The organism is Desulfoluna sp. CYM3A, assembly GCF_056829965.1.
Map to the genome: position 1 here is coordinate 2,613,676 of NZ_CP186556.1, position 12,825 is coordinate 2,626,500.

Here is a 12,825-nt window from a genome sequence, read left to right on the forward strand (position 1 = left end):
TGCGATACGATAGAGGCGGGACATGAAACGGTGACGCGAAAGCTATCTTAACCCACGCACGTTAAGTAATCCAGCTTTTGCTCATTAAAGACAAAAAAAGGCCGGCAAGCCGGCCTTTTTTATTATCTGTCGCGTGTCAAACCTGCACCAGGGGTCCTAGAAAATACCCTGGACCTTGCCGGTCTCAACATCCACATCCACCCGACGGAAGGAGGGGTTGGAGCCGGTGCCGGGCATCAGGCTGATGGTACCGGCCACGGGCACGATAAACCCGGCGCCGCCATAAGTCAGCACCTCGCGGATCTGGAGTCGCCAACCCGTGGGCACCCCTTTAAGAGCGGGATTGTCGGAGAGGGAGAGGTGGGTCTTGACCATGCAGAGCCCCAGCTTGGCAAGTTCGGGGTCGGCCTGGATGCGCGCCAGAGAAGCCGCTGCATCGGCGGAGAAATCCACGCCGTCGGCACCGTACACCTCGGTGGCGATGAGTTCGATACGCTCCTTGACCGGCATGTCCAGGTCGTAGAGAAATTTGAAATCCGTGGGCTCGTCACACGCAGCGATAACGGCGTCTGCCAGCTCCAGGGCGCCTTCGCCGCCTTTTTCCCAGTGCTCGGAGATGGCGAACTTGGCCCCTTCGGCCTCCACCAGCTCACGGACCTTCTCACATTCGGCCTTGGTGTCGGTAACAAAGGCGTTGAGGCAGACCACGGGGCTGATACCGGCTTTGCGGACGTTGCGGATGTGGTGGATCAGGTTGGCACATCCCTTCTCGACCCACTCCACGCTCTCTTCGCTGTACTCCTTGGGCATGGCCTTGCCGGGAACGGGAACCGGGGCGCCGCCGTGGCACTTGAGGGCCCGGATGGTGGCCACGACAACGGCTGCGTCGGGAACCAGACCGCTGTAACGGCACTTCAGGTTCCAGAACTTTTCAAAGCCGATGTCGGCGCCGAAGCCAGACTCGGTGACGTGGAAATCGGCAAGCTTGAGACCAACCTGGTCGGCGATAATGGAGCTCTGGCCGATGGCGATGTTGGCAAAGGGGCCGGCGTGGACAATAACGGGCTGGCCTTCCAGGGTCTGCATGAGGTTGGGGTTCAGGGCGTCCACCATCCAGGCTGTCATGGCACCGGCCACTTCCAGATCCTCGGTGGTGACGGGCTTGCCCTTCTTATCGTAGGCCACAACGATCTTGCCCATGCGGTCACGCATGTCCTTGAGGCTGGTGGCAACCGACAGGATCGCCATGACCTCGGAGGAAACGGCAATGCCGAACTTGGAGCGCATCATGAAGCCGTCTCGCTTGCCGTTGACCCCGTCCATACCGATGACGATGTTACGCAGTGACTGGCAGCAGTAATCGATGACCCAGCCCATCTCCACGTTGGTGGGGTCCACGTCGAGGCGGCGCATCTTGGTGAGGCGGTCAAGCTGCTCGTCGGTGTAGTTGCGCTCATGCTGCATGCGGGAGGTCAGGGCGACCATGGCGAGGTTGTGGGCATTCATGATGGCGTTGATGTCGCCGGTGAATCCCAGGGAAAAAGGAGTCAGGGGAATGCACTGGGCCAGGCCGCCGCCGGCGGCAGAACCCTTGATGTTCATGGTGGGGCCGCCGGAAGGCTGGCGGATGGCTGCGGACACGCGCTTGCCGCGTTTGCCGAGGCCCTGGACAAGGCCCATGGTGGAGGTGGATTTGCCCTCCCCAAGGGGCGTGGGAGTGATGGCGGTAACATCGACGTATTTGCCGTTGGGCTTGTCCTTCAGGCGTTCAAGAACCTTGCGATAGTCAATCTTGCCGATGTAGTGGCCCTGGGGCAGCAGTTCTTCCTTGGTCAGCCCGAACTCTTCCGCAATCTCATAAATGGTTTTCATGGATTTCTCAGAATCCTGAGCAATTTCCCAATCAGCGTGCTTCTTTGGATCTAAAGCCATTCATTACTCCTTTCAAGAATTGGCCCACAGAAAGAGCCGGTAGCATGGTGATGAAAACAAATTCCTGGTCTGTACGTCCCAATAATCAGTGCCTGCACGTGTACCATAAAAAAGCATCCACCAGCAGGAATTATCCGGTTGTTCAGAATTGCTTGGCGCACATGCGCCCGGCCCGAAGTCTTTACGGGCCACATTGCATCACGCCGCCGTGTTCGGCCCCTGGTGCGAACACAACAACGCCGAGGCAGGTCCCTCATGTTTGTTTTCACTACTTCCTGGCAGCTCTTCTTTGCATTCCCCCGGAAGAAACCACCATCATGTCGTATAACGTCTGCATTGATCGTAAACGTCGTTCCAAACGCCATGACAACAGAACGGATTGCCTTCTATCCTTTGTTTATTATTCGGAACTATCTCTCAATACCCCATACCAGTCAAGCACTTTTTCGGCTTAATTAGTATTTTTAATGTTACTCATCAATGCCAGTTGTCATCCATTGACTCCGACAGAGAGAATATCCTTCAGAGCCCCGCACTTATAAGGTTCGCAGCGTCGACTTAACCCCGAACTATCATGGCGGAACACCTTCAATATTTAACTGACGTTCACTGTCAAAAACTGTATATTACTTCTCAAAGATCATCCCGGGAAAAATAATTCGAATCATATGATATTTAATATTGACAGCACCCAAGGCAGTTGTTAGAAATTTCATGGTTTAGCTATCCTAAAATAAAAAAAAGAATCACAATTCAGAATCATATAAACAGAAGAGTAAACGCCGTGCCCAGCACGATCTCTTAACACGCTCTCTTGCGTTACCTTCCAACTCCGCTCTTTAAAAACTTCAGGTTTCTCCTCGAAGCGCCCAAAGGATCGTCACAATCCGACGGGCGTGATCGACACGAATAAACGAATGGACGCCTTCATCCATATAATTAGTCAACGACAAGGAGGTAACATTGGGTTTCGAAATCATTAAAGAGTCCTATGCAGGAAGCATCAAGGAAATTGCCATCGGAGCAGGCGACAACGCCATCTCCGTCGGTGGTGCCTCATGCTACCCTTTCTATCAGTTTGAAGGGGACATGCCGCACAAACCCAAAATCGCCATGGAAGTCTGGGACATGGCACCTGAAGACTGGCCCGAAGCCTGCCTGGCGCCGTTTAAAGATGTCGTTAGCGATCCCGCGGCCTGGGCAAAACTTTGCGTGGAGAAATTCGGCGCAGAACTCATCGTACTGCAACTCAAAAGTATCGATCCCAACGACAAAGACGCCAGCCCCGCCGAAGCCGCCGCCACAGTAAAAAAGGTGGCCTCAGCCATCGACGTGCCCCTGATTGTCTGGGGCTGTTCGAACCCGGGCAAGGATGAAGAGGTCCTTAAAGCCGTCTCGGAAGAGTGCCAGGAATTCAAGCTCACCCTGGGCCCGGTTGAAGACGCCAACCACAAAGGCATCGGCGCCTCGGCCATGGGCTACGGCCACGCCCTGATCTCCTCATCCCCCATCGACGTCAACCTGGCCAAACAGGTCAACATCCTTCTGGAAAACCTGGGCATGCCCATGGACAGGGTCATTGTCGACCCCACCACCGGTGGCCTCGGCTACGGCATGGAGTACTCCTACTCCGTCATGGAGCGCCTGCGCATGGCAGCCATGCAGCAGGGCGACGACAAACTCCAGTTCCCCATCATCAACAACCTCGGCAACGAAATCTGGAAGTGCAAGGAAGCCAAGCAGAGCGTTGAAGAGGCCCCCATCCTCGGCGACCCTGAAAAACGCGGCATCCTCATGGAGGCCGTCTGCGCCGTTTCCTACCTTGTCGCCGGCGGCGATATCCTGATCATGCGCCACCCCGAAGCCGCCCGGCTCGTCCGCTCCTTCATCGACCTGATGATCGAGGGAGGCATGGCCACCGACGTGGCAGGCATCACCAAACAGCTTGACGACGTTGATGTGGACTTCGCAAGCCTTGCCCCCGCCCCGGATACCGCCATCGCAGAAGAGAAAAAAGCAGCCCCCCAACCCGCGAAAAAAGAGGCTCCCAAAGCCGCTGCAGAAGCTCCGGCAGCCGCTGCCGCTCCCAAGGCGGAAGCCAAGCCTGCCCCGGCCACCCCCGAGCCCGCCAAGGCCGCTGAACCTGCCAAGGTTGAAGAGCCGAAGGTAGACCCTGAAGCCCAGGCCAAGGCAGACGCAGAGGCCAAAGCCAAGGCGGAAGCCGAAGCCAAGGCCAAAGCCGAGGCGGACGCAAAGGCCAAGGCAGAAGCCGAAGCCAAAGCAAAGGCAGATGCGGAAGCCAAAGCACAAGCCGAAGCAGAGGCCAAAAAGCAGGCTGAAATCGACGCCAAGGCCAAGCGGGAAGAAGCCGAAGAAGCCATCCGCGCGGAGCGAGCCAAGGCCCGTGCCGAGATGGCCAAGACCCGTGGAACCCAGCCTGAAGCCCTGAGGACACTCACCGCGGCAGCAGAACAAAAGAGCCAGCTGGACAAGCTCATCGATCGCCTCAACATGATCCACCGTCGCGTAGCGTAAGCCTTAAGGTACGTTCATTCACGAAGCCGCATCGAAGCGCGCTTTGAGTGCAAGGCAAAGGATGACCCTACAACAAGAGGAGGAACCTCTGATGGCAGACGAAAAAAAAGCAAAGGCAATGAAGCTGGCAGATCCGCTCAATGCCTCCATTGATCCAGCGACTCAGCAAATGATCAGACGAGCCCAGGAACTCGGCGTCGAGACCGTGTTCGACCGGGCTGAAAACATGAAGCCCTGTAACATCGGTATCCAGGGCATCTGCTGTAAAAACTGTGCCATGGGTCCCTGCCGCCTCCCCCTTCCCAAGGGCGGCATCGAAGGCGAAGACACACGAAAAGGCCTCTGCGGAGCCACTGCCAACACCATTGCGGCGCGTAACTTCGCCCGCATGGTCGCCGGCGGCGCTTCCGCCCACTCCGACCACGGACGCGGCGTTGCTGAAGTATTCCTCTCCGTTGCGAGAAAAGAGACCGAAGACTACCAGATCAAGGATTACCACAAGCTTCTTGCCATCGCTCCCCACTTTGACGTGGACACCACCGTCACCGTGGACGGCGAAGTCAAAGACCGCGACATGGACGAGATCGCCCTGGAAGTGGCTGAAAAGGCCATGAACGAATGGGGCAAGCCCGACAGTGAGTGCCTCTACATCAAGCGTGCCCCCGAGGCCACCTACAACCGCTGGAAAGAGCTCGGCGTCCTTCCCCGAAACGTTGACCGCGAGATCGTCGAGATCATGCACCGCACCCACATGGGCGTGGACCAAGACTACAAAAACCTCATCAAGCAGTCCACCCGTGCGGCCCTGGCCGACGGCTGGGTTGGTTCCATGATCGCCACCGACCTCCAGGACGTCATGTTCGGCACCCCCAGCCCCGTGCAGTCCGAAGTCAACCTGGGCATCATGAAGGCGGACCACGTCAACCTGGTCGTTCACGGCCATGAGCCCATCCTCTCGGAAATGATCGTGGCCGCCAGCCAGTCCAAGGAGATGATGGATTACGCAGCGGAAAAAGGTGCCAAGGGCATCCAGCTCGGCGGTATCTGCTGTACGGCCAACGAACTGGCCCAGCGCCACGGCGTGCCCATCGTGGGGACCTTCCTGCAGCAGGAGCTTGCCATCATCACCGGCGCCTGCGACGCCATGGTAGTGGACGTTCAGTGTATCTTCCAGAACCTGGCCAACGTGGCCAAGTGCTTCCACACCAAGCTCATCACCACCCACCCCATCGCCCGCATGGAGCAAAACAACGTCATCCACATTGAGTTCGACGAGCACCATGCCATGGAAGACGCCAAGCGCATTGTCAAGATGGCCATCGACAACTTCGAAAACCGCAAGGCCGAGGTGATGATTCCCGTACAGAAAGAGACCCAGGTGGTCGGCTTCGGCGTGGAATCCATTGAGTACCATCTGGGCGGCTCCTTCAGGGGCTCTTACTACACCCTGAACGACAACATCATCAACGGCCGCATCCGGGGCATCGCCGGGGTCGTAGGCTGTAACAACGCGCGGACCAAGCACAACAACGACCACATCACCGTCATCAAGGAACTCATTAAAAACGACGTCATCGTCCTCACCACCGGCTGCAGCGCCATCGCAGCGGGCATGGCCGGCCTCCTCAGCCCCGAGTGTGCAGCCGTCCATTGCGGCCCCGGCCTTGCCGAGGTCTGTGAAACCGTGGGGATCCCCCCTGTCCTCCACCTGGGATCCTGCGTGGACAACTCCCGTATCCTCCTGGCCGCCACCGAAGTGGTCAAGGCCGGCGGACTCGGCAAAGAGATCAAGGACCTTCCCGTGGCCGGCAGCGCCCCGGAGTGGATGAGCGAGAAAGCCATCTCCATCGGCCACTACTTCGTAACCTCTGGCGTTTACACGGTCTTTGGCGTTACCTTGCCCGTGGACGGCGCTCCTGTCTTCAAGGACCATCTCTACACCGACCTGGAAGGTCTCTACGGTGGCATGTGGGACTGCGAGCCCGACCCTGTCAAGCACGCCCAGAAGATGATCGCCCATATCGACAAAAAGCGCCAGGAGCTGGGTATCGACAAGGCAAGAGAACGTGTCCTCATGGATATGGCCGCCCGTCAGGCCATCGACGGATAGCGGGTCGGCGGCCCGGTCCGGCCGCCATCCACATGCTTGATCATCAACCTTTAAGAATATCCTCAACGAAGGAGGAAGAGCATGTCCAAATTAGTCGCATTCGCCGCCATACAGGGTGGTTATAAAGTGGTCTCCCAGGTGGAAGGTGAGTACAAGAAAGCACTTGAAACATTTGACGCGAGCACCAAGGTAAGCTTTGGCAACACCGCCTATTACCTGCCGGTCATCTACTCCCTTCTGGGTATCAAGGTAGAGACCCTGGAAGATATGAAAAAACCGCTGGATTTTGCCCGCGGCCTTCTCCCTCCCCACGTCAAGGGCAAAAACCACCTGCCCTACCTGGGGCCCCTGCTCGACGCCGGCATGGCAGCCATCTTCGCCTATGAAATCAAGGAAGCCCTGCGCATCCTGAACGAGCCCGAGTTCTACTCCTTTACGGAAGACCCGGACGTGGAAGCAGGCAGCATCTGGCTCGGCCCCGCCGACGACACCATCCTGCGAAAGCGCGGCGTGGAGTTCGTGGACGGCAGCGCCCCGGGCTTTGCCGCCATCGTGGGCGCCGCCCCCAACTCTGAAATCGCCAAGGACATCGTGGAAGACTACCAGAAGAAGAGCCTCTATATCTTCTGCGCGGCCAACCACAACAACACCAGCGTCATCCAGCAGCTCGTGGAGCAGGATGTGCAGGTGGGCTGGAACACCCGTATCGTACCCTTCGGCCCGGATATCTCTTCTGCCGTCTTCGCCCTCGGTTTTGCCAACCGTGCGGCCATGGCCTTCGGCGGCGTTCAGCCCGGGGATCACCGCAAGATGCTCATGTACAACAAAGAGCGTATCTTCGCCTTTGTCAACGCCCTGGGCGATGTGGGCACCGAGTGGGGCGTGGCAGCGGCAGGCTGCGTCAACTGGGGTTTCCCCACCCTTGCCGACACCGATATCCCCGAAATCCTGCCCACGGGTATCTGTACCTACGAGCACGTGGTGGCCAACGTCCCCCACGAGGAGATCTGCCAGAAGTCCGTGGAAGTGCGCGGCCTCAAGGTCACCGTCTCCGACATCAACATCCCCTGCTCCTTTGGCCCCGCCTACGAAGGCGAGCGTGTCCGTGGTGCCGACCTGCACAGCCAGATGGGCGGTGGCAAGACCCAGTGCACCGAGCTGGTCAAGCGCGCGGAAATGAGCGAGATCGAAGACGGCAAGGTCATCGTGGTGGGCAAGGACATCCCCGACCTCTCCGAAGGGGACACCCTGGACCTGGGCATCTTTATCCAGATCGCCGGGCGTGAGTTCCAGGAAGACTTTGAGCCCATCATGGAACGCCAGATCCACCACCTGGTCAACTACATCCAGGGCATCATGCACATCGGCCAGCGCGACATCTCCTGGGTCCGCGTCAGCAAGTCCGCCGTGGACAAAGGCTTTACCCTGAAGGACATCGGTGTGGTCCTCCACGCCAAGTTCCACCAGGAATTCCAGAAGATCGTCGACAAGGTCCAGATCACCCTTTACACAGGCAAAGAGGACGTGGCCAAGCTCACGGCAACGGCCCGGGCCGAGTACAAGACCCGTGACGAGCGTGTGGACAAAATGACGGACGAGGACGTGGAGATCTTCTACTCCTGCTCCCTCTGCCAGTCCTTTGCTCCCAACCACGTCTGTACGGTGAGCCCCGAGCGAACCGGCCTCTGCGGCGCCTACAACTGGATGGACTGTCGGGCAGCCTTTGAGATCAACCCCACCGGCCCCAACCAGCCCATCGAAAAGGGCGAGTGCCTCGACCCGGTCCTCGGCCAGTGGAAAGGAGTCAACGAGTTCGTGGAGAAGGCATCCCGCGGTGCCGTGACCCACTACAACTTCTACTCCATGGTCATCGACCCCATGACCACCTGCGGCTGCTGCGAATGCATCGCCGCCATGCTCCCCAGTTGCAACGGGGTCATGACCGTCAACCGTGAATTTGCAGGAGACACCCCCTCGGGCATGAAGTTCACCACCCTTGCAGGCGTCATGGGCGGCGGAGCTTCCTCCCCGGGCTTTGTGGGCCACTCCAAGTACAACATCACCCAGAGGAAATTCATCAAGGGCGACGGCGGCCTGCTCCGCATGGTCTGGATGCCCAAGATGCTGAAAGAAGAGATTAAGGATCGCCTTGATAAGTACGGTGAAGAAAACGGCTATCCCGATTTCTACAACATGATCGCCGATGAAACGGTGGGCACCACCGAAGAGGAAATTCTGCCCTTCCTCGAGGAAAAAGGTCACCCCGCCATGTCCATGGACCCGCTCATCGGATAATGCCACGGCCTCCGGGCGGCCGCCCTGCCGCCCGGAGGCCCTGCTGTCCGGCATTGTTATCGAGCGTCATCCAGACAGGACCCAGACAAGGAGATACACATGGCTCTTACCGGTATACAGATCTTCAAACTGCTGCCCAAAACAAACTGCAAAGAGTGCGGGGTGCCCACCTGCCTCGCCTTTGCCATGAACCTGGCATCCGGAAAGGCGGAGCTGGACAACTGCCCCTACGTCTCGGACGAAGCCAGGGAAAAGCTCGCCGAAGCCTCGGCCCCTCCCATTCGCCCCGTGAAGCTGGGCAAAGGGGTCCGTGAAGCCACCGCCGGTGGCGAAACCGTGATGTACCGTCACGAAAAGACCTTCTACAACCCCACCACCCTGGCCGCCACCATCCCCTCTTCCATGGCTGAAGCCGACCTTGCGGCCCGCCTGACGGCCTGGAACGCCTTCCAGTACGAGCGCGTGGGCCTTAATCTCCGGCCCGAGCTCATCGCGGTCAAGGACGACGGAGCAGGCCCTGATGCCTTTGCCAAAACCGCAAAAACCATCGCCGAAACCTCGGAGTTCAACCTCATCCTCATGAGCGAAGACCCCGAAGTGATGAAAGCCGGCGTGGAGGCCACGGCCTTTAAGCGGCCCCTCATCTACGGCGCCACAGAGGCCACGGTGGAGGCCTTCGGTGAGATCGCCAAGGCGGCGGAACTGCCCGTGGCTGTCAAGGCCGACGGTGTCGAGGCCCTTATCCCCCTGACCGACAAACTGACGGCCATGGGGATCAAGGACATCGTCATCGACTCCGGCAGCCGGGACCTCAAAGGCTCCTTTGCCGATCAGGTCGCCATTCGGCGGGCAGCCCTCAAGGGCGGCAACCGCTCCCTGGGCTTTCCCACCATCACCTTTCCCAGCGAAATGGCCGGAAACGCCGACATGGAAGCCCTCATCGCCGGGATGTTCGTGGCCAAGTACGGCGGCATCGTGGTGCTCTCCGAGTTCAACACCGAGACCCTCTTCCCGCTTCTGCTGGAACGCCTCAACATCTTCACCGACCCGCAGCGCCCCATGACGGTCACCGAAGGCATCTACGAAATCGGCAACCCCGACGAGAACTCACCGGTGATGGTCACCACCAACTTTGCCCTCACCTACTTCATCGTCTCCGGCGAAGCCGAAGGCAGCAGGGTCCCCTGCTGGCTCCTCATCAAGGAAGCCGAGGGCCTCTCGGTCCTCACGGCCTGGGCCGCAGGCAAGTTCAGCGGCGATGATGTGGGGGTCTTTGTGAAGAAAAGCGGCATTTCCGAGAAGATCAAGCACAACGAGCTGATCATCCCCGGCTACGCCGCAGCCATCGCAGGGGATGTGGAAGAAGAGCTCCCCGACTGGAGCATCACCGTCGGTCCCCGAGAAGCTGCGCACCTGCCCGCCTTCCTGAAGGCCAAGGTCGGTGCCGCCTGATCCAACGGCGCCCTTGTCGCCCGTCCCGCCCGGTTACCGGGGCGGGACGGGCTTATTTTCCAACTCACGCACGTTTTTCTGTTCTTGCAACATCAACTCAGATCCGGAGGGAATTTTATGGGTTTTCAAGTCATCGGAGAAAGCTTGAACGTTATCGGCAAAGAGATCGGACGCGGATTCAGAGAGAGAGATCCCAAGCCGATTCAGGAAGAGGCCCTCTTCCAGAAATCCAAGGGCGTGGACTGGATCGACATCAACCTCGGTCCCGCCAAGAAAGACGGCGTAGAGCTGATGCCCTGGGTTGTGGAAACCGTGCAGGAAGTGGTGGATGACATTCCCCTGGTCCTTGACACCTCCAACATCGACGCCATCGCAGCCGCCCTTCCCAAGTGCAAACTGCCGCCCATGATCAACTCCATCATGGCCGTGCCCGAACGCTATGAGCGTATGATCCCCCTGGCCGCCGAAAGCGGCGCCCACTTCTGTGCCCTGATGTGGGGACCGGAAGGCCTGCCCAGGGACGAAAACGAACGCGCCGCCCTGTGCGTGGAGCTCCTCTACGCAGCCAACGAAGCGGGGGTCCCCAACGAAAAGATCTGGGTGGACGGCATTGTCACCCCCGTCAACATCCAGCAGCCCCAGGCCGTGAGCCTCCTCAACTTCATGGACATGCTCCAGGACATCGCCCCGGGCGCCCGGAGCACCTGCGGGGTCTCCAACATCTCCAACGGCGTACCCGATCACCTGCGGCACATCATCAACATCACCTTTACCTCCATGCTGAACATCAAGGGCATGGAATCTTTTATCGCCGACGCCAAGGACGACGCCACCATGGGCCTGAGCAAAGGCAATCGCCCCGACATCTATGAGGTGATCCAAAACACCATGGACGGCAACCCGCCTGCCCTGGATTCCCTGAGTGAAGAGCTCCGCGGCTATGTGAAGACCTGCAACGTCATCCTGGGCCACACCCTCTTTTCAGATTCCTGGCTGGAAGTCTAACCATTGCCATGGGACGGGCCGGTTTGATGGTACCCTTTATTTTTGTTGAAAACCGGGAGAATGCCCCCAACGACGCACCGTCCCCCCATGAACCCGAAGCCCCGCAGCCCCTGCGGGGCTTTTCTCATCTTCCGACGAGACGGAAGGAGCAACAGGCAACAACCATGGACAAGACCAAACACGACACCAACTGGGTCTACATCTACGTCAACAACCCCGGAAAAGACGAGTCCTTTGCCGGGTTCGACGATCAGGAGCTGGGGATTCGCTTCATCCCGGCCTTTCACGACAAAGAGAGCGCCCTGATGTGCTCCGCCCACTTTATGGAACGGCATGCCGTCTTCGAGGCCCAGGCCATCCACCGTGACGACCTGAACCGCTACGCTGCCGAGCAGCGCTTTCTTATCTTCATGCTGGCAGGTAGCAAAACAGGGGCCATCCTTGAAAAGATCAGCCCCTTTTCCGCCGCAGGCGATGCCTGAACAAAGACGCGCCTGGCAAACAAAAAAAGAGCGGCCTCGTCACAATCCCCCATTGATCTGTGTAAAGGCCCCCTCAACCCTTGCGCCACAGGGGCTTATGGCCCATAGTAAAATAAAAGAAACGAACCAGCGGGAACGCGAGTCCTTCCGCGAGTTTTTGACATATCCGGGGAGCGCTCTGTGACGGAGCGCCTGCCCCACGACGGGAGATGAATCTGTGAGTTTGAAACTGGCTTTTGGAGGCAAAGGAGGAGTCGGCAAGACAACCCTTACCGCTCTTATCGCACGCATCATCGCCCAGGAGGAGAAAAAGGTCATCGCCATTGATGCAGACCCTGTCTCCAACCTGGCATCGGCCCTGGGTATCTCCGAAGACATGGAGATCACCCCCATCGCCCAGCTCTCCGACCTCATTGCCGAGAGGACCGGAGCAAAACCCGGAACCATGGGAGGGTTTTTCACCCTCAACCCCAAGGTGGACGACATCCCCGACCGGTTTTCCCTGGAACGGGACTGGCGCTCGGCAAGCCGCTCGCCATGGGAACGGTTCAAAAGGGCGGATCCGGCTGCATCTGCCCGGAGAGCACGATCCTGAAAGCCCTGATGATGCACCTGGTGCTTCAGCGCGACGAGGTGGTGGTCATGGACATGGAGGCCGGAGTAGAGCACCTGGGCCGGGCCACCACCTCATCGGTGAACGCCCTGGTCACCGTGGTGAACCCCGGCAAGAGAAGCCGGGTTGCGGCCCTTCAGATCCGTAAACTGGCCGAGGAGCTGGGCATCAAACGGGTCATGATCATCGGCAACAGGATCCGCACCGATGAGGATCGAAAGATGATCGAGGAGAGCTTAAGTGATTTCGAGATCCTGGGGTTTGTGCCGGAACTCGATGAAGTGGCGGACTCCGACCGCTCCGGGGAGCGTCCTTACGAACGCATTGAAACCGCCCCCGAGGCCCTTATGGATATCGCCAGAAAGCTCATTGCACTGGCATAAAACAACATAACTATTCAG

General features: G+C 58.7%; 9 protein-coding genes. 8 read left to right on the top strand and 1 reads right to left on the bottom strand.

Annotation, left to right across the window (positions count from 1 at the left end):
* Positions 1–156: 156 nt before the first annotated feature.
* Positions 157–1,932 (bottom strand): formate--tetrahydrofolate ligase, encoded by a 1,776-nt coding sequence (locus ACOYW1_RS13315; protein ID WP_482423176.1) that lies wholly within the window; start codon positions 1,930–1,932, stop codon positions 157–159.
* Positions 1,933–2,895: 963 nt separating this feature from the next.
* Between ACOYW1_RS13315 and ACOYW1_RS13320 the strand changes: the two genes are divergently transcribed.
* The 8 genes from ACOYW1_RS13320 (at position 2,896) to ACOYW1_RS13355 (ending at position 12,807) form a co-directional block, all read left to right on the top strand.
* Positions 2,896–4,467: an acetyl-CoA decarbonylase/synthase complex subunit delta gene (locus ACOYW1_RS13320; protein ID WP_482416084.1), complete on the top strand. Its 1,572-nt coding sequence runs from the start codon at positions 2,896–2,898 to the stop codon at positions 4,465–4,467.
* A 91-nt stretch (positions 4,468–4,558) separates the two neighbouring features.
* Positions 4,559–6,577, top strand: a complete 2,019-nt coding sequence (cooS, locus tag ACOYW1_RS13325) for an anaerobic carbon-monoxide dehydrogenase catalytic subunit (RefSeq protein ID WP_482423177.1) — start codon at positions 4,559–4,561, stop codon at positions 6,575–6,577.
* 81 nt (positions 6,578–6,658) lie between these two features.
* On the top strand, positions 6,659–8,872 hold the full coding sequence (gene acsB / locus ACOYW1_RS13330; protein ID WP_482423178.1) for an acetyl-CoA decarbonylase/synthase complex subunit alpha/beta: 2,214 nt from the start codon (positions 6,659–6,661) through the stop codon (positions 8,870–8,872).
* 99 nt (positions 8,873–8,971) lie between these two features.
* Positions 8,972–10,324 (top strand): acetyl-CoA decarbonylase/synthase complex subunit gamma, encoded by a 1,353-nt coding sequence (gene acsC / locus ACOYW1_RS13335; protein WP_482416081.1) that lies wholly within the window; start codon positions 8,972–8,974, stop codon positions 10,322–10,324.
* Positions 10,325–10,441: 117 nt separating this feature from the next.
* Complete coding sequence (locus ACOYW1_RS13340; protein ID WP_482416080.1) at positions 10,442–11,329, top strand: dihydropteroate synthase; 888 nt, start codon at positions 10,442–10,444, stop codon at positions 11,327–11,329.
* 26 nt (positions 11,330–11,355) lie between these two features.
* Positions 11,356–11,811, top strand: a complete 456-nt coding sequence (locus ACOYW1_RS13345; protein ID WP_482423179.1) for a hypothetical protein — start codon at positions 11,356–11,358, stop codon at positions 11,809–11,811.
* Between the two features lie 217 nt (positions 11,812–12,028).
* Positions 12,029–12,406 (top strand): nucleotide-binding protein, encoded by a 378-nt coding sequence (locus tag ACOYW1_RS13350; RefSeq protein WP_482423180.1) that lies wholly within the window; start codon positions 12,029–12,031, stop codon positions 12,404–12,406.
* Positions 12,349–12,807 carry an ATP-binding protein gene (locus tag ACOYW1_RS13355; protein WP_482423181.1) on the top strand — a complete coding sequence of 153 codons (459 nt, stop codon included), beginning with the start codon at positions 12,349–12,351 and terminating at the stop codon, positions 12,805–12,807. The genes ACOYW1_RS13350 and ACOYW1_RS13355 overlap by 58 nt, the downstream gene beginning before the upstream one ends.
* Positions 12,808–12,825: the final 18 nt, after the last annotated feature.

What these genes read in the sequence shown, in the direction of transcription:
- acsB (WP_482423178.1), top strand. Translation starts at nt 6,659, where the DNA reads ATGTCCAAATTAGTCGCATTCGCCGCCATACAGGGTGGTTATAAAGTG.
- acsC (WP_482416081.1), top strand. Translation starts at nt 8,972, where the DNA reads ATGGCTCTTACCGGTATACAGATCTTCAAACTGCTGCCCAAAACAAAC.
- ACOYW1_RS13345 (WP_482423179.1), top strand. Translation starts at nt 11,356, where the DNA reads ATGGTACCCTTTATTTTTGTTGAAAACCGGGAGAATGCCCCCAACGAC.
- cooS (WP_482423177.1), top strand. Translation starts at nt 4,559, where the DNA reads ATGGCAGACGAAAAAAAAGCAAAGGCAATGAAGCTGGCAGATCCGCTC.
- ACOYW1_RS13315 (WP_482423176.1), bottom strand. Translation starts at nt 1,932, where the DNA reads ATGGCTTTAGATCCAAAGAAGCACGCTGATTGGGAAATTGCTCAGGAT.
- ACOYW1_RS13340 (WP_482416080.1), top strand. Translation starts at nt 10,442, where the DNA reads ATGGGTTTTCAAGTCATCGGAGAAAGCTTGAACGTTATCGGCAAAGAG.
- ACOYW1_RS13355 (WP_482423181.1), top strand. Translation starts at nt 12,349, where the DNA reads ATGGGAACGGTTCAAAAGGGCGGATCCGGCTGCATCTGCCCGGAGAGC.